Origin of the sequence: Novosphingobium aquimarinum, assembly GCF_009746585.1 — a bacterium.
GTDB classification, from domain to species: domain Bacteria; phylum Pseudomonadota; class Alphaproteobacteria; order Sphingomonadales; family Sphingomonadaceae; genus Novosphingobium; species Novosphingobium aquimarinum.
The window spans coordinates 1-26,686 of the sequence record NZ_WRPO01000001.1 but is presented as its reverse complement, the minus strand read 5'-3'; the positions used below and the strand labels follow the sequence as shown (position 1 = coordinate 26,686).

Below are 26,686 nucleotides of genomic sequence, written 5' to 3'. Positions count from 1 at the left end.
AGATGTGCGGGAACGACCTCCGCACCCCAGGCTCGTGCTCATTCTAACTGCAGTCGATCAAGAATCGGGCAGTCTGGACGACTGTCACCTCGGCACCGTTCCGCAAGATGTACCAGAGAGGCCCTCATCGCTTCGAGTGCGGCTGCCTTACGCCCGAGTTCCTCGGCTCGTGCAAGGGCAAGAGCTTTCACATCCGCGCTCGCTCGGCTGCGGTCCGACCACAATGAAAGCAGCGCGGCTATCTCATCGATCGGAAACCCCAGGTCGCGCGCATTGGCGATGAAACGCAACCGATGCACATCGGCATCCGAATAGTCACGGTAGCCGCTGTCGCGGCGCATCGCCGTCGGGATCAATCCTATCTTTTCATAGTGGCGGATCATACGCTGGGAGACACCGCTGGCCTCCGACGCTGCACCGATATTCATAGCTTCACTCTGTTCAATCTGAGCGCATTGGTGACGACGCTCACCGAAGACAATGCCATGGCCGCGGCGGCGATGATCGGCGAGAGCAGAATACCGAAAAAGGGATAGAGCAGCCCCGCGGCGATCGGAACGCCGGCCGCATTATAGACGAAGGCGAAGAAGAGGTTCTGGCGAATATTCGCCATCGTCGCTTCGCTAAGCTGTCGCGCACGTACAATGCCAGTCAGGTCGCCCTTGAGGAGCGTGACACCGGCGCTCTCAATCGCGACATCGGTGCCCGAACCCATCGCTATGCCCACATCGGCAGCCGCCAGAGCCGGCGCGTCGTTGACGCCATCTCCAGCCATGGCGACGGTCCTGCCCTCACCTTTCAGCCGTTCGATGACCGCACTCTTCTGGTCGGGCAGGACTTCGGCTTCGACCTTGTCGATGCCCAGCCTTCGCGCCACGGCCTGCGCGGTGGTCCGGTTGTCACCCGTCAGCATCACTACGGCAATGCCTTCGCTCCGCAGTGCCGACAGCGCCGCAGGCGTCGTCTCCTTGACCGGGTCCGCGATCGCAAAGGCGCCCGCGACTTGGCCGTCGACACCCATGAAGATTCCCGTGGCGCCATCCTCGCGAAGTTCGTCGGCCTGCTTCGCCATGGAACCGGCAGCAATGCCATTCTCCTCGAGGAAGCGGGCGTTTCCGAGCGTGATGCGCTTCCCATCGACCAAGCCGATCGCCCCCTTGCCGGTTGGAGAATCGAACTCTCTGACCGACGGAATCGAAATGCCCTTGGCTTCAGCGGCCGCGACGATCGCCAGCGCCAGCGGGTGCTCGGATGCACGCTCGACGCCGGACGCAAGGCGCAGCAATTCATCGGCATCGAAGCCGCCAGCAGGCACTATCCGTGTTACCGAAGGCTTGCCCTCGGTCAATGTGCCGGTCTTATCGACGACCAGCGTATCGACCTTTTCGAGCCGTTCGAGCGCTTCGGCGTTCTTGATCAGCACGCCCAGCCCTGCCCCGCGCCCGACACCAACCATGATCGACATCGGCGTCGCGAGACCGAGCGCACAGGGGCACGCAATGATCAGCACTGCGACCGCCGCGATCAAACCGTGGGCAAAGCGCGGCTCCGGGCCCCAAATTCCCCAAACGACAAAGGCCAGGATCGCCACGAGCAGCACGGCAGGGACGAACCAGCCCGCCACTTGGTCGGCAAGTCTCTGGATGGGCGCGCGTGAGCGCTGCGCATCGGCAACCATTTGCACGATCCGGGATAACATCGTGTCCCGACCGACCTTCTCCGCGCGGATGACAAGCGCGCCGCTCTGGTTGAGCGTGCCGCCGATGACGACATCGCCTACGGTCTTGCTGACCGGCATGGATTCGCCAGTGACCATCGATTCATCGAGCGCTGATCGTCCATCTTCGACGATCGCGTCCACGGGCACCTTTTCGCCGGGACGCACACGCAGACGATCCCCGACGACAATCGTTTCGAGCGAGACCTCTTCCTCCCGTCCATCGCCGACGATGCGGCGCGCGGTCTTGGGCGCAAGATTCAGAAGCGCCTTGATGGCTCCTGATGTGCGTTCTCGCGCGCGAAGCTCAAGAACCTGTCCCAACAGAACGAGGACGGTGATGACGGCGGCCGCCTCGAAATAGACGGCGACGGTCCCGTCCATGCCCTTGAAGGCCTCCGGGAATATCGAGGGAGCAAGCGTCGCGACGACGCTGTACCCCCAGGCGACGCCTGTACCCATCGCGATCAGCGTGAACATATTGAGATGACGGGTGCGGATCGATGCCCAGCCCCGCTCGAAAAATGGCCACCCCGCCCACAGCACGACCGGGGTTGCGAGCGCGAACTGGAGCCAGGTCGACGTTGTAGCGTCGATAAGGCGATGAAGCGCCGGGATGAGATGACTGCCCATCTCGAGGACGAACACGGGAAGGGTTAGCGTCAGCCCGATCCAGAACCGGCGAGTCATGTCGACCAGTTCCGCGCTGGGCCCCGTGTCCGTGCTGACCGTTTCGGGTTCCAGCGCCATCCCGCAAATTGGGCAAGGGCCGGGATGATCCTGGCGGATTTCCGGATGCATCGGGCAGGTCCAGATTGTTCCCGGCGCGGCCTCGACCGGCGCGGGCGGTTCCGCCGCGAGATAGCGCGTTGGATCCGTCTCGAATTTCGCGAGACAGCCGGCGCTGCAGAAATGATAGTCCTGGCCCTGGTGGACGGCGTGGTGCGGCGTCTTTGCCGGATCGACGGTCATCCCGCAGACCGGATCCTTGACCTCTGTCTTCATGCCTTCGCCATGCGCATGACACGCATGGCCTCCACAGCAGCCATGGGCTTGATGCGCCGCGTTCTTCGAATCGGTCATAAACCGTCTCCTTTCCGACGCATGCCGATCTAGGGTCTGACATCATGTCAGGGTCAAGACCCTTTTCTACGAACCTCCGGAGGCTGGCGGCGGCAGCGTTCCTAGCCAGGCAACCAGTCCGAGGATCAGGATGCCGGTGGCGGTTTCGATCCACAGGCTTCGCTGCAGACGCACCACCGCCGCTGCGTTGCCCTCCCCGCCGACCGCTCTGCCGAGCGCCGGCGTCAGCCGAAAGCGATTGCCCGCCGCCAACCCCAGCATGATGGCAAACAAGGCGAGCTTGATCAGGAGGAGACGGCCGTAGTCACTCTCGGCAACGCTCAACACATTCTGCGGACCGACTAGAAAATAGCTGTTCACCAGCCCTGTCAGTACGATCAAGCCAACGATGATCGTCCCCGACGTCGCGAAACCGGCAAGCGCACGATGAGCCGCGTTGAGGGTTTCCGGTGTCTGGACCCGGCGCGATGCGATGCGGATGAACGCGGCCAAGGCGCCGATCCAGGCCCCAGCGGCCAGCAAATGAATAATGTCGCTGGCCAAATGGACAATCCCTGCCGGTCCCTCGGTGGCGGCGCCGTGGCCCGACCAGGCGAGGGTCGCGACTGCTATGGCGCCAAGAAGGGTGAGGAGCGCGAGCCCAGCCATTCGACGCAACACGGTGGTCAGGGCGGCAATGCCCAAAATGGCCAGGACCGCCATGCGCGCGAGCAGAGCCCATCCAACGCCCGTCTCGGTGAGCAGCATCATGACGCTGGCGCGATCGATACCTTCGACAGCCACCCCAAGCATGGCAGCAGCGGTCTGCAGGAAGCCATAAACGCCCAGCAGCATGCCCAGCACGGCCAGCGCCATGATCGACCCACGGAGACGCAGCAACTTCTCACGCTCGTCGCCGGTCAGGGCGTAGAGCGCGAAGAGGAGCAGTCCGAACAGCAGCCCGAGATCCGCGTAGAGGGCCCAGCGGATCGCGATGAGCGGCCAGTCCGCCATTTAGCGGACCGTGAAGGTCAGGCTTCCGGCGATGCGGTGGGTGTCGACCGAGACGGCGTGCCAATCCAGCTTGTAAGTGCCGGCGGCGAGCGGACGCGGCAAAGTCGCGATCAGCGTCTTGCCATCCTCGCCAACGGTGGTCCTCACCCCGCCGATCTTCATAGGGGCATGATTGGCCATTCCGGGCATGCCGGTCATCGCAAGGTCGATGCCGGACAATCGCGGCATCAAACGCTCGCTAAACGTCAGGGTCAGCCGGTTTGTCGCGGCAACGGTCGCGCTCGCAGCGGGCGAGGAGCTCACGAGCTTTGGATGTGCCAGTGCCGGAGCCGACACGCCGAGTGAAAGGGCCGCAAACGCGGCGGCGAATAGGGCCTTGGTCTTAATGGAACATCTCCTTCGCGTTCGATGAGCATTACGCAGATCGGGCGTCGACCCCTCATTGGTGCCCGTCCGATTGGCGATGAGGGATTTTTCGCTACCATGCGTAAATCCAGTGCGCAGGGGTGGGAGTAACGAGATGATGGACGTTGATGCAGCACTGAGCCGGTTGAGAGAACTTCCAGTCGATCCGCGTTTGGAGACGATCGACGGCGTGGTCATCGACGCGCTTGCCTACCAGCGCCGACATGGCGCGCCTTTATCGGGAGCCGTCTTCAGCATCGCCGCCGGCATCGCGCTCTCCGTCGGTTTTCTGGGTTCAGCCATACCTGCGCGCGAGACTCGGGTGGCATCCATCGCGCCCTTCGGCGCGCCCCCAGCGCTGGCGCCCTCGACGCTTCTCGGCACGAGCGAATGAGCGATCGCCGTCGCCTCTTGCTGATTGCGGTGATCGCCTTCCTGGCCGCGATCGCCGGCGCCTTCCTTGGCCGGGTCTTTATCGCGGGGCCGGCCCCGGTCGAAAATGAACTACATGCACTGCTCCACCACGAGCTCGACCTCGATAGTGCGCAACAAACGCGCATGGACGAGATCGAGCGCCGCTTCGCGGTCCGCAAACAGGCGCTGGAGCTCGAACTTCGGGCGGACAATGCGCGGCTCGCCGACGCCATCCAGGCCGAACATGGCTATGGTCCCGCTGTCGGCGCAGCAGTCGATCGCTCGCATCAGGCGATGGGCCAGCTTCAGAAGGAAACGCTGGAGCACATCTTCGCCATGCGAGCGGTCCTCACACCCGACCAGGCCGCCAAATTCGACGCGGCTGTCGTAAAGGCGCTCACGGCCAAGGAACCGTGAGCCTTGATCTCGCCGGCTGCTCGGACGGCGAGCTCGCTGCGCTTGCGCTGGGTGGGCGACAGCCGGCCTACAGCGAGATGATGCGGCGGCACCGGGATAGCGTTTTTCGTCTGCTGCGCGGTCATACCGGAGACGCGGATGCAGCGCTCGATCTGACCCAACAGAGCTTCATCGCGGCATTCGCCGCGCTGCATAGCTATGACGGCGAACGACCGTTTCGGCTCTGGATCTCGCGCATCGCGCTCAACAAGGCGCGCGACTGGGCGCGGCGCCGCGCTGTCCGCCGCCTCTTTACCTTTGCACGGCCGATCGAGGAGGCGATCGACGTCGCTGATCCCGGAATCGCGACCGACGTCCGGCTCGACGACCGACGCGAACTAGAGCGGACAATGGCCGCGATCGCCGCCCTACCTGCCAGCCTCAAGGATGTGCTCGTCCTGCGAACGATCGAAGGCATGAGCCAAGCCGAAAGTGCGAGCATTCTCGGCATCAGCGAGAAGGCCGTGGAAACCAGGCTCTATCGCGCCCGGGCCAAACTGGCAGAAATTTTGAGGGGTTGATGTGGGCTATGCGTAACCCCTGAGAGTTCAGGACAGGGATTGCGCGCAATGGACCTTTCAACCCTCGACCGCCGGGGCTTCTTGCGAGGCGTCGGGTTTGCAGGCGGGACGGCCGCGTTGGCGTCCTGGATGCCGGCATGGGCCCAACCGGTTTCCGAAGGGCTCACAGCGCCGCTTCCAACCGTATCAGGCACCGACATAACGCTGAAGATCGCAAGACAAACGATGACGATCGATGGGCGACGGTCGGCCGCGATCGGCGTCAATGGCACCGTGCCGGCACCCCTCATCCGCCTTCGCGAAGGCCAGACAGTACGGCTCAATGTGATCAACGAACTGGACGAAGACAGCTCGATTCACTGGCATGGGCTCCTCGTGCCGCCCCAGCACGACGGCGTTCCCGGGGTGTCCTTTCCAGGCATCAAGCCGCGGTCGAGCTATCTCTACGAGTTTCCCGTCCGCCAGAACGGCACCTATTGGTACCACAGCCATTCCGGCCTCCAGGAGCAGCTTGGCCATTACGGCCCGATCGTCATCGATCCCGCTGGTGCCGATCCCGTCCGGTTCGACCGCGAGCATGTCATCGTTCTGTCGGACCACAGCCAGCTTTCGCCAGAGGCGATCTTTCGGCGAATGAAGGTCGATCCAGGCCATTTCAATTTCCAGCGGCAGACGCTCGCGGGTCTGCTCACCGGGAAAGACCAGCGGCTCAAGGACCGGGTCGACTGGGGGGCAATGCGGATGGACCCGACCGACATCTCCGACGCCACGGGTGCCGCTTATACCTATCTCGTCAATGGCCATGGACCCTTCGACAACTGGACCGCGCTCTTCACGCCGGGCCAGCGGGTCCGCCTGCGGTTTATCAATGCCTCCGCGATGACGACGTTCAACGTCCGCATCCCTGGGCTACGCCTCACCATTGTCCAGGCTGACGGCCAGAATGTCATGCCGGTCGAGGTCGACGAGTTCCAGATCGGTGTCGCCGAGACCTATGACGCGATCGTCGCGCCTGCCGAGGACAAGGCCTACACACTCGTCGGCGAGAGTATCGATCGCTCCGGCATGGCGCGCGCGACCCTAGCGCCTCGGGCCGGCATGAGCGCGCCGGTTCCGCCCCTTCGCAAACGTCCCATCGCGACGATGAAGGACATGGGGATGGATATGTCCGGGATGCAGGGCATGGAAGGCGTGGACATGTCGGGTGGATCGAGCCCCTCGCGCGGGGTCGATCCGACAGCCGAGAAGAATGCGTCGGGACGACTCGCTTCGGGCATCGCTGCCGGAGCGGCGACCCAAAGCACCATGCCGGAAATGGACCATGGCCCGATGGGCGCGATGGACCATTCCTCCATGGCCCAGGGCGGGATGGATCACGCGGCTATGGGCCATGGCGCGATGGCAGGCGGTCAGCCCATGGCGGGTCATGACATGGGCGCGATGAACATGCGCGACTTCTCCAACGCACCTCAGGTCAAGCGCGGACCCGGCGTCCAGACCATCTCGCCGATGCCGATGGATCGGACGGGCGAGCCAGGACAGGGTCTCGAGGACGTTGGTCACAAGGTCCTCGTTTACAAGGACTTGATGGCGCTCGACCGCAATCCCGACGTGCGCGCGCCCTCTCGCAGCATCGACATCCATCTCACCGGCAACATGGAGCGCTTCATGTGGTCGTTCGACGGCGAGAAGATGTCCGACGTGCATGAGCCCATCCCGTTCATTGAGGGCGAGCGTGTGCGTGTGAACCTGATCAACGACAGCATGATGGGTCATCCGATCCATATCCATGGTCATTTCTTCGAGCTGGTGACCGGCCATGGGGATCATGGGCCGCGCAAGCATACCGTGATCGTTCAGCCGGGCGGAAAGGTGACCTGGGACTTCACGGCGGATGCCGTCGGAGACTGGGCCTTCCATTGCCATCTGCTCTATCACATGCACGCAGGAATGATGCGCGTCGTCAGCGTCCGTCCCAAGGGAGAGGCCGCATGATGCGGCTCGCTTCCCTCCTCGCCGCGTCGTCCGCCATGGCCCTCGCCGCACCTTCGTTCGCGCAGGATCATTCGATGCACAACATGCCGGGGATGTCGATGCCGGCGGCACAGCCGAAGGCGGCAAAGCCGAAGCCCAAGGCAAGAAAACCGGCGCCGCGTCGATCAGCGCCCGCGGCGCGCCCAGCCCGGCGCGCACCACCCAAGCCTGCCCAGCCCCCTGCGGCGCATCAGGGGCATGACATGCAGGGCATGGATCACTCCAGCATGCCGGGCATGTCCGCCAGTCCCTCAGAGACCATGGGTCATGACGCGATGCCGGGCATGGACAATCAGGACGAGCATGCCGGCCATGACATGACCGCGATGCCCGCCATGCAGCCGACCGGAACGGCGCTACCTGCCGGCAGTGCGCCGGCTCCAAAGCCCCCAATGGACCATTATGCCGATCGCCAGTTTCCTCCGGCCGAGATGGCGCGGGCGCGCCAGAAGATGATGGCGGAAGAAGGCGGACAGACGCTGTCACAGGTCATGTTCAACCTTGCCGAATATCAGGTCCGCGAGGGTCGTGACGGCTATCGGTGGGACGGCGAGGCCTGGTTCGGCGGCGACATTAACCGGCTCACGCTGAAATCCGAAGGAGAAGGTGCCTTCCGCGACGGTGTAGAGGCAGCAGAGATCCAGGCGCTCTACAGCCGCGCCATAGGGCCATATTTCAACCTCCAGGCAGGCGTGCGCTACGACTTCAAGCCCAATCCCTCCCGGGCCTATGCCGTCCTCGGTTTCGAAGGGCTTGCTCCTTATTGGTTCGAGGTCGAAGGCGCTGCCTTCCTCTCCGACAAGGGCGACCTGCTCGGGCGCGTCGAGGGCTATTATGATCAGCGCCTCACCCAGCGCCTGGTCTTGCAACCGCGGGTGGAGCTGAACTTCGCCGCGCAAGATGTCCCGGAAAACCGCATCGGGGCCGGTCTTTCCAGCGCCGAGCTCGGCTTGCGGCTTCGCTATGAGATCACGCGCCAGTTCGCACCTTATGTGGGAGTGTCCTACGACGCGAAAAGCGGGCAGACGGCCCGCTATGCGCGCGATGACGGCGAAGATCCGACAACGACGAGCTTTGTCGCCGGTGTCCGGATCTGGTTCTGAGCGCACACGCAGGAGGTGAGGCGGCAGATATCCGAGCCGGGGCTGACAGGAGAGTGGAGATGGACCATTCGCAGAACGCAGGCAGCAAGGCGAACGGCTATTTGAGCCTTGCCGTGCAGACTCTGGTCAGCGGCGTCATCATGTACCTCGTGATGTTCGTCATGATCGACAGTCTCGACAGTTTCTACAACAATCTCAACACGCTCTACATGACGCTGATGATGGTGGCACCCATGGTGGTGCTGATGATCCTGGCGATGAAGCACATGTTCGCCTCGCGTACCGCCAATCTTGCGATCATCGCCTTATCAGCGGCCGCTTTCTTGGGGTCGTTCGCCCTGATCCGTTCGCAGATGACAATCGGTGACCGGGCTTTCCTGCGTTCGATGATCCCGCATCATTCGGGCGCGATCCTGATGTGCCGCGAAGCATCGATCCACGATCCGGAGATCAAGACGTTGTGCAGCGGGATCATTCGCTCGCAGGCCCGCGAGATCGAACAGATGAAGGTCATCCTTGCGCGCCTCGATTGACGCGCGACATATTTCGAGGGGTTCTTCTCCGGAACCGCGTATAGGCAGATGAAGGAAAGAGGACCGAACATGCTGAAGCGCCACCTGCTTGGAGCCGCGTTGATGCTCTTGGCAACCGCTGCCAATGCGGCGGGCCCGATCGTGGTTCACCGCGACCCAGGATGTGGGTGTTGCGAGCAATGGGCCGCACAGGTGCGCGCGCAGTTCGGACGGCGGATCACCATGGTCGACGATCAGTCCCGAGCTACGTTCCAGCGCGCGCGCGGCGTTCCGGCCGCGCTTGCTTCCTGCCATACCGCGGTCATCGACGGCCTGGTCTTCGAAGGTCACGTTCCCATCGCAGATATAAAGCGGGTGCTCGCCCAGCGCCCGAAGGGCATCACTGGCCTTGCGGTGGCGGGCATGCCGGTGGGATCACCGGGCATGGAGGTCCCGGGTCGTCGCGGCGATCCCTATGTTGTCGTCGCATTTGGTCCGTCAGGCACACGGATATTTGCGCGCCATCAAGGATAGATGGCGATTGTCGGGAAGAATGGGCTGCGATAGATAGAAAACGTCTTGAAACGCTTGCTCGCCTCTTTGCTCCTTGTCGGAGCGCTTCTCGGCCTCTTCGGGGCGCAGCTGGCCTATGCGCACGGCGTGCCCGTGGCCAAGAGTGCCCCCAAAGCGATGGCGATGGACGCCGATTGCATGGCAATGATGGCCAAGCAGCAGCCCGCGCCCAAGGGAACCCCGTGCAAAGGGCTGACGCTCGATTGCATCGGAGCGATGGGATGCGTCGTGCCGATCGTGCTGGGCAATGCAGCGCCAACGCCCGCCTCCCCATGGTTTCACGACCAGACCATGTTCTGGACCACCGTCAGCGTCCTGCATGGGCACGAGTACGCGCCCGAGCCGGAACCACCCACCCTCCTTGGCTGATTGAACAATCGCGCCCGTCAGGCGCGCGGCTTCTTGTCGCGTCCAGACGCCCCGCGATTCCGCTCCATTCAGTCAAAGGATATTCGTGATGATCAAGAAGTCGATTTCGGCCGCCCTGCTGGCGGTCAGCCTCGCCGCGCCCGCATGGGCCGCTGACCAGAACAGTGCGCCGCAAGGGCATTGGGAATGGAAATCGGTCCCGCAATTTGGGCCGCGCGCAGCTGGTCCGGTGCAGAAGCGCATATGGGTCCGCGACAATGATCAGATGGCGAACTGCGCCTGTGACATGATGAAGATGAGCGCGGCCGATTGCATGAAATCCATGCATGACCACCGTATGTCGCCCTCGGCCGGCTAAGCTTGGGTTCCCGGCCGTCAGATCAGAACAGCCAGGCCAGCGCGCGGCGCCGACGCGGGACGAAGTGCCTGCGTCGGCGACGTGTTGGCCGCCTGTTGATCGGCGCACCGCGAACTTCCGAATGGGAGATATTCATGCGCACCCTATTCCTTGCCATGCCGCTGCTGGCGCTACCCACGACCGCCGCGCTCGCAGGTCCCCTGCGCTTCGAAGAAGCACTCGCGCGTGCGGAGGCGCAGGCCCCTTCCCTCCGCGCCAAGGCGCTGGAGGCTGACGCCCGGCGCTCCGCCTTGCCTGCCGCCGGTCAGCTGCCCGATCCCAAGCTCGGGCTCGGCATCGACAATTTTCCTGTGTCTGGCCCACCGGCGGGAAGCTTTGCCGAGGACAGCATGACGATGGCACGGGTGGGCATCTCACAGGAGGTTCCCAATGCCGCGAAGCGCCATGCTCGCACGACACGGGCCCGGACCGATCTCGCGGCAGCTGAAGCCACGCTGCTGTCCGAGGCCCGTCGGGTCAAGGTTGCAACGGCGCTGGCCTGGATCGATCTCGCCTATGCGGAGCGCCGCCTCGCAGCGCTCGAGAGTGTCCTTTCTCGCCTTGCCCCCCTTCCTTCGGCCGCGAAAGCGAGCGTCAGCTCCGGCGCAGCGCGTCCGGCGCAAACACTGCAGGTTCAGCAGTCCCTTGCGGCCCTGGAAGACCGCAGGAGTGAACTCGTCGCCGCAGTAGCACGCCAGCGCGCTATCCTTTCACGCTAAACGGGCGAGCCGTCGCCGGAGACCGCCGGCGAGGTTCCCGCCCTCACCATCGACGGCGCCTCGCTTAGGGCAAGCATCCAGGCCCATCCCGATCTCGGAGCGGCCCATGCTCGGGTGGCCCAGGCCGAGGCTGACGTTGCCGTCGCGCGCGCCGACAAACGCCCCGACTGGGGATTCGACGTCGCCTACCAGCGCCGGGCCGAGCGCTATGGGGACATGGTTTCGGCCGGCGTGACCATCAGCCTGCCCCTGTTCACAGGGCGTCGCCAAGATCCGATGATCGCCGCCAGCGCAGCGACCGCGGCTGCGGCGCTCGCGAACCAGGAGGACATGCGGCGAGCCCTCCTCGCGGACCTCGAGGCCGGACTTGCCGACCATGACATGCACCACGAACAATGGGTCCGCGCGCGCGATACTTTGCTACCGCTTGCGCGCAACAGAGCCGAGCTCGAGACCGCCAGCTATGCGGCGGGTCGTGCCGGGCTTCTCGACGTGATCGAGGCCCAGACCATGGTCGCCGACATCGAGCTCCAGTTGCTCGACAGGGAGGCCGATGTCGCGCGCGATGCCGCGCGGCTCGTCCTCACCTTTGGGGGAAACAATCAATGAAATTCGACACCACCTCGCGAGCGCAGTTGGGGATTGCCGCAGCCGTGCTCGCCATTGCAGCCGGGGGGCTTGGTTATGGCCTGGCGAACTTGAACCATGGGGATCCGCCCACTGCATCGACTCAAGGCGGACGCAAAATCCTCTACTGGTACGATCCGATGGTCCCGAGCCAGCATTTCGACAAGCCGGGCAAGTCGCCGTTCATGGATATGGAGCTTGTCCCCAAATATGCCGACGAGGCGGCAAGCGGTGAGGCTGGCGTATCGATCGACCCCGCGCGGACGCAATCGCTTGGCTTGCGCATCGCGGAAGCGCGCACGGGCACGCTTGGCTCCGCCCTCACGGCAACCGGCACGATCGAGTTCAACGAGCGCGACGTCGCCATTGTGCAGGCGCGGAGCGGTGGCTTTGTTCAGCGCGTCTACGCGCGCGCGCCGGGCGACGTAATCGGCAAGGGCGCACCGCTCGCCGATATCCTCGTGCCGGAATGGGCGGGCGCGCAGACGGAATATCTGGCGGTACGTCGGATAGGCGATGCGGGCCTCAGCCGCGCCGCCCGTCAGCGTCTTCTGCTGCTTGGTATGCCACCGGGAACGGTCGCGGCCGTCGAGAGCAGCGGACGACCGCATAATGTCACGACGATCTCGACACCGACCGGCGGCACCATCAAGACGCTCGGCGTCAGGGCCGGGATGACGGTGACAAGCGGTCAGACGCTCGCGGAGATCAATGGGCTTGGCACGGTATGGCTAAACGCTGCCGTCCCGGAGGCCATGGCCGGCAGACTCCGCCCGGGAGAAGGCGCGACCGCGACACTCGCCGCCTATCCGGGCGAGCGCTTCACCGGCCGTGTCGCCGCGATCCTTCCGAGCGTCAGCGCCGAAAGCCGAACTCTTGCGGTACGCATCGAGCTTCCCAATCGCGGCGGACGCCTGCGGCCCGGCATGTTCGCCTCGGTCGATTTCGGAGGCACAGCGCGCACAGCGCTGCTCGTTCCCTCGGAGGCCATCATCCGCACCGGCAAGCGCACGCTCGTCATGCTGGCCCTGCCGCAAGGGCGTTATCGGCCTGCCGAAGTGCAGATGGGCGCGGAGGCAGGAGGCCAGACCGAAATCTTCGCCGGTCTCGCAGCAGGAGAGAAGGTCGTCACCTCGGGCCAGTTCTTGATCGACTCCGAGGCCAGCCTGTCCGGCATAGAGGCCCGTCCGATCGCAGCGACAACCTCCGCGCCGCGGGCCGAAGCGTCCCCGCAGGGCGCCTATTACACGAATGGCCGGATCGAGAGCATCACGGGCGATCGGATCACCCTCAGCCACGAGCCGGTCCCTGCGCTCAAGTGGCCGGCCATGACGATGACGTTCAGGCTGAGCGCACCCGCGCTGGCGCGCGGCTTCAAGAAGGGCGACCGCGTTGTCTTCAGCTTCGACCAGGCTGCGGAAGGTCCCGTCGTTCGTACGCTCAACCGCGAGGCGGCGCGATGATCGGTCGGCTCATTGACTGGTCGGCCAACAACCGCCTGTTCGTGGTGCTGGGCGCGCTGGCGCTTGTGGTGGGCGGACTGCTCGCCGTCCGTAGCACGCCGATTGACGCGCTGCCCGACCTCTCCGATACCCAGGTCATCATCCGCACGACCTATCCGGGCCAGGCGCCGCAGATCGTCGAGAACCAGATCACCTATCCCCTCGCAACGACGATGCTCTCGGTGCCAGGAGCGAAGACCGTGCGCGGCTATTCCTTTTTTGGGGACAGCTTCGTCTATGTCATCTTCGAGGATGGCACCGATCTCTATTGGGCGCGCTCACGCGTGCTTGAATATCTCAATCAGGTGCAGGGGCGCCTGCCCGACACCGCGCGAAGCGCCATTGGACCCGACGCGACCGGTGTGGGCTGGGTCTATCAATATGCGCTGGTCGATCGCACCGGCGGGCATGATCTCGCCCAGCTGCGTTCGCTGCAGGACTGGTTCCTGCGCTATGAGCTCAAGAGTCTGCCTGGCGTCGCCGAGGTCGCCAGCATCGGCGGCATGGTCAAGCAATATCAGGTCGTGCTCGACCCGGTGAAACTCGCCGGCTTCGGCGTCACCCATGCCCAGACCGTCGCGGCGATCCAACAGACCAATCAGGAAACCGGCGGCTCGGTCCTCGAGCTCGGCGAGGCCGAATATATGGTGCGCGCCTCAGGCTATCTCCAGACACTCGACGATTTCCGCGCCATCCCGCTGCGCACTGCGGCGGGCGGCGTGCCGGTGACGCTCGGGGACGTTGCCACCATCCAACTCGGCCCGGAAATGCGGCGCGGCATCGCCGAACTCGATGGAGATGGCGAGGTAGCGGGCGGCGTCGTTATCCTGCGCTCGGGTTCGGATGCGCGCGCCACCATCCAAGCGGTCCAGGACAAGCTCGAGGTCCTGAAGAAGAGCCTTCCCCGCGGCGTCGCCATCGTGCCGACCTATGACCGCTCGCACCTCATCGATGCGGCGATCGAGAATCTCACGCACAAGCTCGTGGAGGAGTTCGTCGTCGTTGCGATCGTCTGCGCCCTGTTCCTGTGGCACGTGCGCTCGGCCCTGGTCGCCATCGTCACGCTGCCGCTCGGCATCTTGGCCGCCTTCATCGTGATGCACCTCCAGGGCGTCAACGCCAACATCATGTCACTCGGCGGCATTGCGATCGCGATCGGCGCCATGGTCGACGCGGCGATCGTGATGATCGAGAATGCTCACAAGCGGATCGAGCAATGGGAGCATGACCACCCCGGTGAGGAGCTGGAAGGGCCGGCGCGGTGGACTGTGGTCACCGACGCGGCGCGCGAAGTGGGACCGGCGCTCTTCTTCTCGCTCCTCATCATCACCTTGTCTTTCGTCCCGGTCTTCACGCTCGAAGCACAGGAGGGGCGTCTCTTCGCGCCGCTGGCCTTCACTAAGACCTACACCATGGCAGCGGCGGCGATCCTCTCGGTGACGCTCGTGCCGGTGCTGATGGGCTGGCTCATCCGGGGCAAGATTCCCTCCGAGCAGGCGAATCCGGTCAACCGTGCGCTGACGAGGGCATATCGCCCGGCCATCGACTGGGTACTGAAACGGCCCAAGGCAACTCTAGTCCTGGCGGGGCTGGTCTTCCTGACGACCGCCTGGCCCTTGTCACGGCTCGGCGGCGAGTTTTTGCCAGCCATGAACGAGGGGGACTTGCTTTACATGCCCTCCGCGCTGCCCGGCCTGTCCGCCGCCAAGGCATCGGAGCTCCTCCAACAGACGGATCGCATGATCAAGTCGGTGCCCGAGGTGCAGAGCGTCTTCGGAAAAGCCGGACGCGCGGAAAGCGCGACCGACCCCGCCCCGCTCGAGATGTTCGAGACGACGATCCGCTTCAAGCCGCGCGATCAATGGCGGCCGGGCATGACACCCGACAAGCTGGTCGAGGAACTCGATCGCACCGTGAAGGTGCCGGGCCTGGCGAACATCTGGGTGCCCCCCATCCGCAACCGGATCGACATGCTGGCGACCGGCATCAAGAGCCCAATCGGCGTCAAAGTCTCGGGGTCGGATCTTGCCGTCATTGACCATATCGCCCGCGAGGTCGAGCAGGTGGCCAAGACCGTGCCTGGGGTGAGCTCGGCCCTGGCCGAACGGCTTACGGGCGGGCGTTATATCGATGTCCGGATCGATCGGATGACCGCCGCCCGCTATGGTCTCAATATTGCCGATGTCCAGGCGATCGTCGCCGGTGCGATTGGCGGCGAAAATGTTGGCCAGACCGTTGAGGGGCTGGCGCGCTATCCGATCAATGTCCGCTATCCGCGCGAACTGCGCGACAGTCCGGACGCGCTGCGCGCCCTCCCCGTGCTCACGCCGTCCGGCCAGCAAATCACTTTGGGCAGCGTCGCGCAGATCGCAATCAGCGATGGGCCGCCGATGCTGAAAACCGAAAACGGGAGGCCCTCGACCTGGGTCTATGTCGATGTGCGCGGACGCGATCTCGCATCGGTGGTGAACGATTTACAAACAGCCGTGGCGCACAAAGTGAAGCTCTCGCCCGGGGTCAGCCTCGCCTATTCCGGCCAGTTCGAATATCTCTCGCGCGCAATCGATCGGCTGAAGATCGTTGTGCCAGCGACGCTCGCGATCATTTTCCTCCTGCTCTATCTGATCTTTCGGCGCCTCGACGAAGCGGCGCTCATCATGGGCACACTGCCCTTTGCCCTCACCGGCGGCTTCTGGATCCTCTACTTGCTCGGCTACCACCAATCGGTCGCGACCGGCGTCGGCTTTATCGCCCTTGCCGGCGTTGCCGCCATGGCTTGTCTGCTGGCTCCACGATCCGCATCGCGCGACTAGCGCGATTCCTTAGGCGAAGCCTGCATTGCGGTGGTCGTGCCGCTCATCCTGACGCCTCGGGATGAACGCCTCCCCTGCTCCGTGCCCCTGCGGAAGGGATCGTTACCCCGTCAGGGGCCAAGACCCGCAGGGGCTTGGTCGGAGCGGAGCGGAGATAGAGCCCGGTGCCCGCTTCAGCGGGCATCCGCCCGACCTTGGGATACCTGTCCCGTCGTCGATCGCTCGGCCTTCAATCCCGAGATGCTCAGCCTTCACGCCGGACCGGAGGCGGACCCTATAGCAATGCGCTGGTTCACGATTGCCGGATCATTGCCCCACGACAAGCTTGCGCCACCGGGCACCATGGGTCGTTGACCGCTCGAAGCCATAGCCGGCCCAGACAAGATCATCATCGAGATAGGGATCATCGGCGAGGAGGTAACGGACCGTCATGCTGTTGCCGTGCTGGACCAGATACTGCTGGTTGATCATGCGGGCTGCGTCGGCCGGCATGGGCAAATTGCTGAAGCCGGGCGGACCACCGGCGACGATGAAGGCGCCGCAATATCGATCGAGTGTGAGCCACCAGGTTCGCAGCTCGTTGAAGAAGGCACCGAAAATGGATTGATGGCCCGGCGCCGAGATCATCAGTGTCGGGTTGGTCGAGGTCCGCAAAGGGATCGGCGAATGGCAGACCATGACGTTGATGGCGTCGGCGTCTTCCGGGATATTCGTGTCCATGGCGCCAACGCGGAACAGGGCATGGGCATTGTCGGCGGATGCTGCGATCCATGCGTGCATCTCGCGCTCCTCCTCGCTCAGGTCGGCATCGAGGTCACCGTCTGCGAAGCGGGCGGACTCGGTCTCGATGAAGCGCAAGGTCTCGAGATTGCGACGCTGGAGGTGACGGGCGAACCCATAGATCGGGATCTTGTCGGCCTTGGCGAGGCTGGTGCAGGCGCCATCGGCGATCTTTGTCCAGGTCAGACTGTTGGAGAAAGGCGTCTCGATCATATGGTTGATCGGGCCTTCGATAGAGCCGGCCACCCCGTCGTCGACATAGTCGTGGAGGGCCTCCTCATAGCCGATGCGGTCGATGGATTTACGGTCGATCGCGAGGATATCGCCATGCCGTTCGACCACACGGACCTTGTTCGCATCGTCCGGGCAGGCGAAGCGACGCAGATAGAATTGCGGCACATAATGGTGCCGCTTGGGCCTCCCGGCGGTCACTCTGGCGTTCCGTCCGCAGGGACTGTGGCCCTGACCGATGCGGCCTGTGCGTCGATATCGAAACCGTCGATCGAGAGCCCGACGATCATGTTGATGAAGGTCTTCGCCTCGGCAATCACCGCCTCGGCCTCGTCCTTGTTGCTGAAGGACCCTTGGTGGACGACGGCATTGCGGACGGTGTTGATCTTGCCCGCCGAGCTGATCAGGGCGCGTGCGGTTGGGCTTGTCCGGGGGGTCGCGAAGAAAACGGGTATGAACAGGCGCTCGACCTTCAGTGGGAGGCCATTTGCCCATCGGAGGAACTGGTCGACGATGGCGGCATCGAACTGGGTCTTTTTACCCCACTCGGTGCGCACGGCATAATTCGCGGCGATTTCCGCAGCCGTGGCGCAGCGCACGATCGCCGCGGATGGTTCATCGCGCCCGTGAAGCCCGGATAATTTGGTCCATTGTGACTGGAGCTTCTCAAGGTCGGTGCGCTCATTATAGGGCTTTCTTGAAGATTGGCGGTGAGCATCGCCTTTGGCTCTTGTCACGCATTCCCCCTGCGCCATTGTTCGTGTCCATCTGTATCGCATCATCGTCACCACAGCGAGGCTATGGTGACTTGCGAGGAAACGAGAGAGCTTCGCCCTTCGGGGGGCACATGGAACCGCGCGAGGGGATACCGAGAGTGTCGACGGTGGAGCAGTTACCAAGGATCTTTCAGGCCAATCTTGGTCGGTTCTTCGACCGCGTAATCCTGCCGGTCATGGCGAAGTTGCCGTCCCACGCGGTGCTGGAGACCGGAGAGGCTGATAGCCTTGATCAGTTTCTCGATCGGGCTGCAGCGCAGGTCGACAATTATACCGCCAACGAGGCGGCCAAGGCGTTTGTCCTTACCCTCGCCGGTCTGTTCGAGCGGCAAATGAGCCGCTGGGCGCGCGCGACGCAGGATGCGGGTATTGCCGACATGAGCAGGCTCACCGGCTTTGAGCCACTGCTTGCGGGCTGTGCCGAGCAGGCCGGCATCGATCTTTCGGTCGAGGGTCTTGGGGATGCGCTGACGCAGATGTTCGTGGTCGCCAATGTCGTGCGCCATGGTGAGGGGCGGTCCTGCGAAAGGCTGCGCGCGATCGCCCCGGACCTGTGGGATGAGCACGCCGCCGACTATCATGATCTCCTCCCCGGAACGTCGGTGGCAAGTGAGCATGTCCGTGTTCGGGAGGCGGACCTTGGGCGCTATATCTGGGCCACTACGAGGTTCTGGGGCCTGGCCGATCCCCTGCCCCTGGCGGTGACGAACCCGCCTTATGGGCAGTATCTCAGTGCGAATTTTGGAGACGGCACCGCCCCAGTCTGATGGCGCTCATGGCGGAGATGGGGACTTGGCGGTGCGTATCTTCGTGCGTTTATCCCTTCCGGATGTTCGAATGAGCAATTCCGGGCCGTCAGGAAATAGTTCGGTAACGTGTGGGCATCCAAGTAAGTGGACATTGGTCCAGATGGGCGGTGCTGCAACGAAAACGGGGAGATCGCCTTGAGCGGGTGGAATCATTTACCTAAATGTCCGCGGGGGCTGCAAATCAAGCGGTGGAAGCGCATGTGCGCCCATGTCCGTGATCTTCTGGAACTTGAACGCGCCCAAGCAGATGATCCGCAGAGCATGCGTGCTGCCCGCCTTCGGGAGAGCATTGCTGCCGACCATGAGGTTGCAAAATGGCGCCAATTCCCAGTGGCACAACAGGCCGTGCTTGATTTGGTTGAAGGTAGCCGGCGCTATGAGTGCTGGATCTCCGAAAATCCTGGTGAGGTTTTGGAGTGCCTGCACCGAGCTTTTCGAAACCGGTCCAGTCGGCTGAGTCGAGATGACAGCGAGGCTTGGAGCCGCATTATGAACGGCATAATCCTCGGGCATCACAGAATCCAATTTGCCGTAGGCCAGGGAGGTTTTCACGTTGGTGGGCTGACGCGCTTGGCAGCTAGCCGCACCCTCTTTGAAGAATGGGCAGAACGAAAAGAGCTTGCCAGGGCAGACTTCCTCTACATCTATGACTGCGGATCACATCCTCTCAAGCATGTGGAAGCTGAGATATCGTATTTTCTTCGTAGGAGTGGCAGTCGGCAGCTTGATTTTCTGTTCCTCTCTCATTTTGATGGCGATCATATTTCAGGCATTCCGGCCCTTATCGGAGACGGGAAACTCAAGGTTGCTACGGTAGTCATTCCGTATGTGGACGATCTTGAGAAAGTGGTCGCTTTCGCTCGAGCGGCTGCTCGATACGAGCCGGTCCCGGAATTCTTCAAAAATCTCGTTGTCGACACCGTGGGAACGCTCAAGAATCTCGGCGCAGATCGAATCTTGCTTATGGGCAGCGACGACGGTCCAGGGCCTGATGCGCCACTTGCCGATCCGATCGGCGGCGGTTCCGAAGATTTGCCGTGGAAGCTGGGACCGCTCGGCGACGAAGCTGTTGAGGTTCGAAGCACCGGGCGCGACAGCTTCTATGTTCGCAACGGCGTGATCGACGTCCAAGGTTCAGTAGAGAAGGACCTGCAAATCGCCTGGCGGTTTCTTCCATATGTGCAACATGCGGACGAAGATGCGAAGGAACTCTTCGCGGAGATCGCTGAAACGCTTCTCGGCTGGGATGATGGGACCTTTCGTCAGCGTATCCGCGATTCAGAGGAACGCCAAAAGCTGATAACCGAGCAGGCAGCAGTCCTTGGCGAAGCCTATCGCCGTGCGTTTGGCAACAAGAATGCAACAAGCCTGTCGCTCTACTCAGGCCCCGCGGAACCATCTCGCGTCGGCGCAACCGTGATTTGCCCCGGTCTCTCCCCCCAGCCTCAAGCGAAGATTGGCTGGCTTGGGACAGGTGATGCTCCGCTGCGTAAGGCTGCTAATGTGGAAGCCTTTGAGAGTCATTATGCTGAACTGTTGGATGCAGTTTCGACCTTCATGTTTCCGCACCATGGCTCCATTCACAACAGCAATTACAAGCGGCTTATCGGTGACGCGGACATTTATTTCGCTGCGGCGGACCCCGTAAGGGACGATTGGGAGCATCCGGCCCCGAAGCTACGGAAGGCTGTTGAAGATGCTGGCAAGAGCTTCCACCAGGTTAGCAGCGCGCGAAGCTCAAGGCTCGAGGAAGCGATGATCCTTTTCTGTCCCCCCAATGAATTGGACTAGGCATTGCGCCTTTTCCCGGCGCTATGTCTCTCGTCGTGATATTGCCGAGACGATCCGGTTTTCCCCGATGCTGAAGATCTTAGGGTGAGAATCTGGCTGGATTCCGGCAATATATGAACCCGCCCGATGTCGAACCAGGTTCGACCTGGAGTAGCCTGTGAGCAAGGATAGCCCTGAACATCCCCAGCCGAAGGCATTCGATCTGCTGGCATCTCTGGCCGCCTTCGCGCAGCGGGAAGGAATAGCGCTCAACGATCGGACGCTCATTGACAGGTTCATGGCGGATGCCCGACCGAAGCTCGAAACGGCGCTATCCGACGCGACGCTGATCCATGGCTCGCGGACCGAACGGCTGTTCGAAGCGACAGTTGTGACCCTCGGGCGCTATCGGATGTTGAAGACTGAGGATATCGGCCGCGTGCATGGCACTGCGAAGGCGCGTGCGCCCGACTTTCGGGTCGTTCTCGACGATGGCGAGCAATGGCTTGTCGAGGTTAAGAATGTGCGCCGCAGCAAGCCATTCAAGCAGCGCACCTCAATGTCGGCGGCTTACCTTAACTCGCTGCAATCCTATGCCGACATGGTCGGCACGCCGCTCAAGCTGGCGATCTTCTGGTCGCTCTGGAACATCTGGACCGTCATTTCTCCTGAGCGTTTTCGCCGTCCGGACGGCGGCCTGCGTGTGACCATGCAGGACGCGGTGATGGCGAATGAGTTCGGCAGGCTTGGCGAGGTGATCATCATGACGCGGCCGCCGCTTTGCCTGGTGCTCGACGCCGACAGAAAAATGCCAAGGACGTTGAGCCCGGAGGGGTTGGCGGAGTTCATGATCGGCGCGGCGCGCATGTATAGCGGGGACATGGAACTCACCGATCCTCGCGATCGCAGGCTGGCGCAGGTCCTTTTCCTGTTTGGCGATTGGACCGTGGACGAGCCGATCGCGCGGATGGATGGTGGCGAAATCGGCGGAGTCGAGTTCGTCGCGCAGCCTGAGGAACCATCAGACCAGGGCTTTGACGGGATCGGTTGGGCAAGCCGGATTTTCAGCCGCTATTATGCCGCGCAGACGGTCGATGGCGATCAGGTGATCCAGCTCCATGGCGAGGCGGTGCCTGAATGGTTTGCGCCGCTTGGGAACTGGGACTTCAAGAATAGCAGGCTGCCATTATGGCTGGGGCATGTCGAGCCGAACGGCGAGGCTACCAAGGCCGAGCCTGACGCCGATTGACTGGTCAAGTCCGGCGCGAATCGCGGTTGCGGTCTCCCCATTAAGTTCGTCGGATCTCAGGCCGAGCAGGGACACCACGCGTCGGCGCAGCTCGGGAATATATTTGAGGAACTCCCGGTCCTTGCGTTGGTTCGCCAGCAGTTTTTCGATCGCCTCCAGGCTCCACAATATGGTGATCCAGCATTCCATGAAATCGACCGGCATGGCCTCGAAATCGCGTGCGAGCATGACGCGCCGTATCGCGGGTTTCCCGCCGCAGAAAAAGGCGACAAGGACGCGCACGACGAAGCGTGGCCATCCAAGAAGGGCACTGGATGTGTCCAGCCCCTTCGGCAGGTCAGGGCACCGGGCCTTGTAGAGGAGGAACAATATCCAGTAGCGCAGGCGCAGCACGTCGCTGGAACCGAGCGCCTCGTCGCCGGCTTCCAGATCCTCGGAATAACCGAGAATATGCCGCTCATAGAGCTTGGCGTCGACGGGCGCAGGCGCAACAGATGGCTTGTCGGTGTCGCGCGGTTCAATCTTGTCATCAGCCGGGTCGTCTTCGTGGTCGGTGTCGGCCTGTTCGTCAGACGGGTCATCAAAAGCCGCATCGTCGTCGTCAGGTTGGTCCGTTCCAGGTCCTCGACCGGAGAGCAGATTGAGGAAGTCGCGAATCGTGTCGCTATAGGTGCCGGCAAGACTGTTATCGCCCTCGCCGCCCGAACGGTCGACGCCAGAGCGTGCCTGGGTGAACTCCTCATAGCTCAAGCGGACGGGCGCCGCCGGCTCGTCCGCGCTTTTGCGCTCCTGCGGCCGGGCGGCTGACAGGGCGCGCGGCTGGGTCACGGACTCGAAGTCCGCGCGCACGAGGGTCTCGAATGCCTGATGCATCCAGAGATCGAAATCCGTGCCATCGGTGAAAGGCGCAAGCGCGCGGGCCACGCTGCCGGTCGCGGCCTCCCGGCGTCGGGCGCGTAATATCGCACGGTGGGTGATGTGCGCGAGGGTCGAGATGACGTCGCCCGTGACAAGGCGGGCGAAGAACAAGGATCTGTGCAATGCGGGATCGATCGGCGCGCTTCGCCGGCCGTCGGTCTGGACGAAGGACGTCACCGGGATGGTCTCGATCAGGCGCGCCGACCGATCGAGCAACTCAATGTCTCCGGTCCCTGTATCCGCGCGTGCCGGTGTCCAGAAGAGCTGGCCTTGGTCGAGTTCGAACGTACCGGGTTGTCGGGCTTCGATCGTATCGAGCGGGATAGGGGACGTCGCGACCGGTGGTGACAGGTCGGAAAGCTTGATGGGTTCCGCGTCGATCCAGCGGTCTAGTTCGAGGGCTTGTCGTGCTGTGCCGGACGGAACCCTTCGATAGATGCAGGCTTCGGCGTTGGCACCTGCAGCCCCCGCCGTTCCGAGCGCGGCGCGTGTGCAATTGGCGCTGCCGAACAGGATATGGTCGTGCTGCGCGGTCGAAGCGATGATGATCTTGGCGTGGGTGAAGCGCCGGGATGGCCAGTGAAGATCGACGATCCTCGCCTTTTTGGCAAAAGGTGCATCGATCGGGAATTCGTGATGATTGCGGTCGATCGGCAGGATGATCCGGTTGGGGGAGAGGCGCTGAGAGAGATCGGCCAGCGCAGCAAGGTCATGGTCCCAATAGGGGCTGATCACCATCAGGGTCTGGACCTTCGCGCCATCGAGCAGCGACACGAATCGGTCTGCTATTCCCGTGTCGCCGGGACCATGGAGGAAAGCGATGGCGGTCCCGTCCTCCATCTCGTGGGCCCTATCCGTCGCCGGGCCAGCGAGCCAGGACGCGCGTTCGTGCGCCCAGCGCAGTGCATCGCGCGCGGGGGAACTGGCGGCGGGCACCAGTGCGTCGAGGTAGCGCCAGACGGCCCGAATGATGTCGCGCTCGGGGCCTTCCTCGTTCTTGCATTCGATCTCGACCGCGACCTCGGCGTTGCCGGCAAGGCCGGATGCGGTGAGGTTGGCGGAACTGACGAAAGCCCTGGCGCTTTCCCGACCGACTTGCAGGATGATCTTCGGGTGAAAAATACCGTCGGCGGCTGGCGGGCTGTAGAGCGCATAGTCGCGGCCAAGCGCGACAGGAAGGGTGGCGCCGTCAGAGAGCGCGAGCGCGGTCATGCGGGCATCGGTCAGAAGAAGGAGGTTCGCGGCGCCGCTGGCCATGAGCTGTGGCAGCAGGATTTCCTCGACCGCGGAGAATTCCACGGCGAAGCTGGTGGCGATCGCACTATGGAAAGGGCGACCGCTGCGGCGGCCCAGACGATCGGGGAGTTTCATTGACCGGCATCCCGCGCCGCCAGACCGTGTGGTGTCAGGCCGTCGTCGTCGAGGAGATGGATGTCAGCGAGAAACTGAATTGCGGATGCCAGGCGCGGGGTCGTGGCGACCGGCTGATAGGCGGCCAGATAGACGAAGCGCCCTTCGCGCTGCTCGTACAGGAACGTATAATCGCCTTGTCGCCGCAGCTTTTGCATGGCGACATGGCTGTGTCGCCTGATGATGCGCTCGATCATATAGTCGGCGATGAGAGGGACGATGCTCTCCCCTTCCCTGCCTTCCAGCCAGGATATTTCTGTGCGCAGTGAATGGGCCACCCCGCGATCGGGCAGACCTTGCGCCGCGGCGCCGGCGAGATCGGGCCGGTCAAGGAGCCTCTGGTGGAGCGCAGCGATCAGGCGTAGCGCGCTGACGGCCTTGTCAGCTGCCGCACCGCGTGCGCTGGTGAGTTCGTCCCATACATCGGCATAGGCGAAGCTCTGCGAATCGACCCCGAGACGCAGCACGCGCCAACTTAAAGTCGGATCGGGGTCCTCCAGCCTCTCCAGATGGGCGACAACATCCGCGCGGATTTCCGGGAGCGACCTGCCTTGTGGCTCGGCGTTGATGATTGCTATGCCCCAGCCAAGCAGCGCTGCGCATGCCACCTGCATCATGTCCTGGCATTGATAGGCTTCCCAGGCGAGTCGCTGGGTCTCCAACCGGGAAGGAAGGGCCTGTTCGGGCGGATCGAAGAGATGCCAGCGGACTTGGTCGGGGCCTGGCCATTCTTCGTGCGCGTTGGCGGTTTCGAGGATGAGGCCCAGAGACGCGGCGCGGCTCGGCCCGGTCTTTCCCTCGTCGCCGGACCGGGCAAAGAGCAATGTTTCGTAGAAGGTCCGCTCCTCGCTTTCCTCGGGGATTTCCGAAGGCGCGATGGGTTGAAGGCGGTCGAGTTCGCGGAGGGTCACCTTGGCGTCGGTGATCTTCTGTCGCAGCAGCCTGGCGAGGTCCGGTCCGATGGCGTCGGCAAACAGGGAGGCTGCGCGACGGCCGAGATCCTTGGTGGCGACCTGGATGCCGTGCCGGTTCTCGGTGAAGAGGTTCATTTCGGCCATCTGGCTGTAATAGGCACCGCCGAAGACGCCGAGCGACTGGCGAAGATAGCGTTCCTGCGCCGGATCGGTTGAGGCAGCCGCCTCGAAGTCGATGACACGTCCGGCGCCAGCAAGGCGGCGATTGGCCCATTCGATGCCGCCGACCCCGGTTTCGCCGGCCCGTGCTGAGACGAGGGCATAGAGGGCCTCGGCGCGGCGCACCCAGTTGCGCCAGGTCTCGAAGTCGTTGGTCGCGCCCCGGCGGGCATAGGTTTCGCTGATCCAGCAATAATAGCCATAGTAGCGCATGCGCAGGGTGACGTTGCTGATGCCGGGGAGCAGCGACTGGTAGAGCAGCACGCCACTATTCTGCATGCCGAGCGGGTCGAGCCCGCGTTTGTCAGCCTTTTCGGTCCATTGTGGCAGCAGGTTCATCGGCCCTCTTTGACTGTTTTGGCCGATGGCCTCATTTCACCATAGTAATGAGTAATGAAGCAAAGCTGATCAATCGAGCGGATCATTTCGCAAGATGATCTGGGCGGCGCGTTGCATGGAACTTGCCGCGACGGCTGCGAGAACAAGGCCCGCAATCACGAAGCAGAGATCGCCGACGATGCGCCAGGCCAGCACCCCGGCGATGCCGCCAAGGAGGAAGGACAGCACCGTGCCCGTATGTAGGCTCAGGCGGGTCATGATCTCCCCATGCTCTGCGGGGTCAGCTTTGCCGCGAAGGATATCGAGCATCCGGGCAAGCCCGATGCCGATATCAGTGGCCATTCCCGACACATGGGTGGTGCGCACGCGCGCGTTCGAAATATGTGTAACGATGGCGTTCTGCTGCCCCATCAGAAACGCGAGGCCGACGATGAGCATCGGCACGCCGGCGGAGCGATCGAGCGCCATGCGTGCCAGACCGAGCGCGGCGAGAAGAGCGGCTTCGATCAGGATGACGCGTGCGTAGATGGTACCGATTCGACGTCGCAGGCCCGAGTTGATCGCGAGCGTCGAAACCAGGGAACCGATGATGAAAGAGAGGACGATGGCGAGATAGCCAAGACCCTGTCGCCACTGCCCCATCGCGAGCAGGCTGGAGAGGGCGGACACATTTCCGGTCATGTTGGCCGAGAAGAAGCCGACCTCGTGAAATGCCGCCGCATTGAGGCCGCCCGCCACCGCCGCGAGCGCGAAGGCCAGGTTGCGGTCCAACCGGCTGTCGCGCGCATCCCCTTGGGCAATCAGCATAGCATGATCATCCGCGCGGCGGGCCGATACGCACAAGCTTGGTGCGCGCAGTTTCGCCGCGAAGAAGTTGGATCGAAGAAACCGGCTGGCCCAGAGCGTAGGCTAGGCTTCGTGGACAAAGGGTATCCAGAGTTTGACTGAGGCGAGAGCGACGAAGCCAAGGTAGGATTCCCTGGTTTTGTCGTAGCGGGTCGCGATGCGCCGCCAGTTCTTGAGTTTGTTGAAG

General features: G+C 63.1%; 25 protein-coding genes and 1 pseudogene. 16 read left to right on the top strand and 10 right to left on the bottom strand.

Annotated elements, in window-relative coordinates; translation table 11 throughout:
- Positions 1-38: 38 nt before the first annotated feature.
- The 4 genes from cueR to copC form a co-directional block, all read right to left on the bottom strand.
- A complete protein-coding gene (gene cueR / locus GQO94_RS00125) occupies positions 39-428 on the bottom strand; it encodes a Cu(I)-responsive transcriptional regulator (protein WP_156839123.1) in 390 nt (129 codons plus the stop codon).
- Positions 425-2,800 carry a heavy metal translocating P-type ATPase gene (locus GQO94_RS00120; RefSeq protein ID WP_156839122.1) on the bottom strand — a complete coding sequence of 792 codons (2,376 nt, stop codon included), beginning with the start codon at positions 2,798-2,800 and terminating at the stop codon, positions 425-427. Before GQO94_RS00120 ends, cueR begins: the two co-directional genes overlap by 4 nt.
- Positions 2,801-2,866: 66 nt before the next feature.
- Positions 2,867-3,793: a copper homeostasis membrane protein CopD gene (gene copD, locus GQO94_RS00115; protein ID WP_156839121.1), complete on the bottom strand. Its 927-nt coding sequence runs from the start codon at positions 3,791-3,793 to the stop codon at positions 2,867-2,869.
- Positions 3,794-4,180, bottom strand: coding sequence for a copper homeostasis periplasmic binding protein CopC (gene copC, locus GQO94_RS20910; RefSeq protein WP_232332716.1), 387 nt, complete (start codon positions 4,178-4,180; stop codon positions 3,794-3,796).
- Positions 4,181-4,313: 133 nt separating this feature from the next.
- Here copC and GQO94_RS00105 point away from each other — a divergent pair, with 133 nt between their 5' ends.
- The 13 genes from GQO94_RS00105 (at position 4,314) to GQO94_RS00050 (ending at position 16,238) form a co-directional block, all read left to right on the top strand.
- Positions 4,314-4,592 (top strand): hypothetical protein, encoded by a 279-nt coding sequence (locus tag GQO94_RS00105; RefSeq protein ID WP_156839119.1) that lies wholly within the window; start codon positions 4,314-4,316, stop codon positions 4,590-4,592.
- Positions 4,589-5,029 (top strand): Spy/CpxP family protein refolding chaperone, encoded by a 441-nt coding sequence (locus tag GQO94_RS00100; protein WP_156839118.1) that lies wholly within the window; start codon positions 4,589-4,591, stop codon positions 5,027-5,029. Before GQO94_RS00105 ends, GQO94_RS00100 begins: the two co-directional genes overlap by 4 nt.
- Complete coding sequence (locus tag GQO94_RS00095) at positions 5,026-5,589, top strand: RNA polymerase sigma factor (RefSeq protein ID WP_232332688.1); 564 nt, start codon at positions 5,026-5,028, stop codon at positions 5,587-5,589. The genes GQO94_RS00100 and GQO94_RS00095 overlap by 4 nt, the downstream gene beginning before the upstream one ends.
- A gap of 48 nt (positions 5,590-5,637) precedes the next feature.
- Positions 5,638-7,584 carry a copper resistance system multicopper oxidase gene (locus GQO94_RS00090; RefSeq protein WP_156839117.1) on the top strand — a complete coding sequence of 649 codons (1,947 nt, stop codon included), beginning with the start codon at positions 5,638-5,640 and terminating at the stop codon, positions 7,582-7,584.
- Positions 7,581-8,726, top strand: coding sequence for a copper resistance protein B (locus GQO94_RS00085; RefSeq protein ID WP_156839116.1), 1,146 nt, complete (start codon positions 7,581-7,583; stop codon positions 8,724-8,726). Before GQO94_RS00090 ends, GQO94_RS00085 begins: the two co-directional genes overlap by 4 nt.
- A gap of 59 nt (positions 8,727-8,785) precedes the next feature.
- Complete coding sequence (locus tag GQO94_RS00080; RefSeq protein WP_156839115.1) at positions 8,786-9,259, top strand: DUF305 domain-containing protein; 474 nt, start codon at positions 8,786-8,788, stop codon at positions 9,257-9,259.
- Positions 9,260-9,328: 69 nt separating this feature from the next.
- Positions 9,329-9,772 carry a DUF411 domain-containing protein gene (locus GQO94_RS00075; RefSeq protein WP_156839114.1) on the top strand — a complete coding sequence of 148 codons (444 nt, stop codon included), beginning with the start codon at positions 9,329-9,331 and terminating at the stop codon, positions 9,770-9,772.
- Between the two features lie 45 nt (positions 9,773-9,817).
- Positions 9,818-10,180 (top strand): hypothetical protein, encoded by a 363-nt coding sequence (locus GQO94_RS00070; RefSeq protein ID WP_156839113.1) that lies wholly within the window; start codon positions 9,818-9,820, stop codon positions 10,178-10,180.
- Positions 10,181-10,268: 88 nt separating this feature from the next.
- Positions 10,269-10,538, top strand: coding sequence for a hypothetical protein (locus tag GQO94_RS00065; RefSeq protein WP_156839112.1), 270 nt, complete (start codon positions 10,269-10,271; stop codon positions 10,536-10,538).
- Between the two features lie 134 nt (positions 10,539-10,672).
- Entirely contained in the window at positions 10,673-11,296 is a 624-nt protein-coding gene (locus tag GQO94_RS21310; protein WP_332310800.1) for a TolC family protein, read from the top strand.
- A 48-nt stretch (positions 11,297-11,344) separates the two neighbouring features.
- Positions 11,345-11,905, top strand: a complete 561-nt coding sequence (locus GQO94_RS21305; RefSeq protein ID WP_332310810.1) for a TolC family protein — start codon at positions 11,345-11,347, stop codon at positions 11,903-11,905.
- Entirely contained in the window at positions 11,902-13,386 is a 1,485-nt protein-coding gene (locus GQO94_RS00055; RefSeq protein WP_156839111.1) for an efflux RND transporter periplasmic adaptor subunit, read from the top strand. Before GQO94_RS21305 ends, GQO94_RS00055 begins: the two co-directional genes overlap by 4 nt.
- Positions 13,383-16,238 (top strand): efflux RND transporter permease subunit, encoded by a 2,856-nt coding sequence (locus tag GQO94_RS00050; RefSeq protein ID WP_269748705.1) that lies wholly within the window; start codon positions 13,383-13,385, stop codon positions 16,236-16,238. Before GQO94_RS00055 ends, GQO94_RS00050 begins: the two co-directional genes overlap by 4 nt.
- Positions 16,239-16,544: 306 nt before the next feature.
- Here the strand turns inward: GQO94_RS00050 and GQO94_RS00045 are convergent, their stop codons facing one another.
- Together GQO94_RS00045 and GQO94_RS00040 are read right to left on the bottom strand one after the other, a co-directional pair.
- Positions 16,545-17,450, bottom strand: coding sequence for a DUF4238 domain-containing protein (locus GQO94_RS00045; RefSeq protein WP_198045724.1), 906 nt, complete (start codon positions 17,448-17,450; stop codon positions 16,545-16,547).
- Positions 17,447-18,031, bottom strand: coding sequence for a hypothetical protein (locus GQO94_RS00040; RefSeq protein ID WP_232332715.1), 585 nt, complete (start codon positions 18,029-18,031; stop codon positions 17,447-17,449). Before GQO94_RS00040 ends, GQO94_RS00045 begins: the two co-directional genes overlap by 4 nt.
- Positions 18,032-18,123: 92 nt before the next feature.
- On the opposite strand from GQO94_RS00040, the gene GQO94_RS00035 reads away from it, so the two are divergent.
- From GQO94_RS00035 to GQO94_RS00025, 3 genes are all read left to right on the top strand, one after another.
- Positions 18,124-18,792, top strand: coding sequence for a hypothetical protein (locus GQO94_RS00035; RefSeq protein WP_232332687.1), 669 nt, complete (start codon positions 18,124-18,126; stop codon positions 18,790-18,792).
- A 177-nt stretch (positions 18,793-18,969) separates the two neighbouring features.
- Positions 18,970-20,625: an MBL fold metallo-hydrolase gene (locus GQO94_RS00030; RefSeq protein WP_156839108.1), complete on the top strand. Its 1,656-nt coding sequence runs from the start codon at positions 18,970-18,972 to the stop codon at positions 20,623-20,625.
- A gap of 157 nt (positions 20,626-20,782) precedes the next feature.
- A complete protein-coding gene (locus GQO94_RS00025) occupies positions 20,783-21,853 on the top strand; it encodes a hypothetical protein (protein WP_156839107.1) in 1,071 nt (356 codons plus the stop codon).
- On the opposite strand, the gene GQO94_RS00020 is transcribed toward GQO94_RS00025, so the two are convergent.
- From GQO94_RS00020 to GQO94_RS00005, 4 genes and pseudogenes are all read right to left on the bottom strand, one after another.
- Positions 21,791-24,142: a phospholipase D-like domain-containing protein gene (locus GQO94_RS00020; protein WP_156839106.1), complete on the bottom strand. Its 2,352-nt coding sequence runs from the start codon at positions 24,140-24,142 to the stop codon at positions 21,791-21,793. The genes GQO94_RS00025 and GQO94_RS00020 overlap by 63 nt on opposite strands.
- Entirely contained in the window at positions 24,139-25,653 is a 1,515-nt protein-coding gene (locus GQO94_RS00015; RefSeq protein ID WP_156839105.1) for a hypothetical protein, read from the bottom strand. Before GQO94_RS00015 ends, GQO94_RS00020 begins: the two co-directional genes overlap by 4 nt.
- A 69-nt stretch (positions 25,654-25,722) precedes the next feature.
- On the bottom strand, positions 25,723-26,460 hold the full coding sequence (locus GQO94_RS00010) for a YoaK family protein (protein ID WP_156839104.1): 738 nt from the start codon (positions 26,458-26,460) through the stop codon (positions 25,723-25,725).
- Between the two features lie 102 nt (positions 26,461-26,562).
- Positions 26,563-26,686, bottom strand: a pseudogene (locus GQO94_RS00005) (IS5 family transposase); the annotation flags it as partial.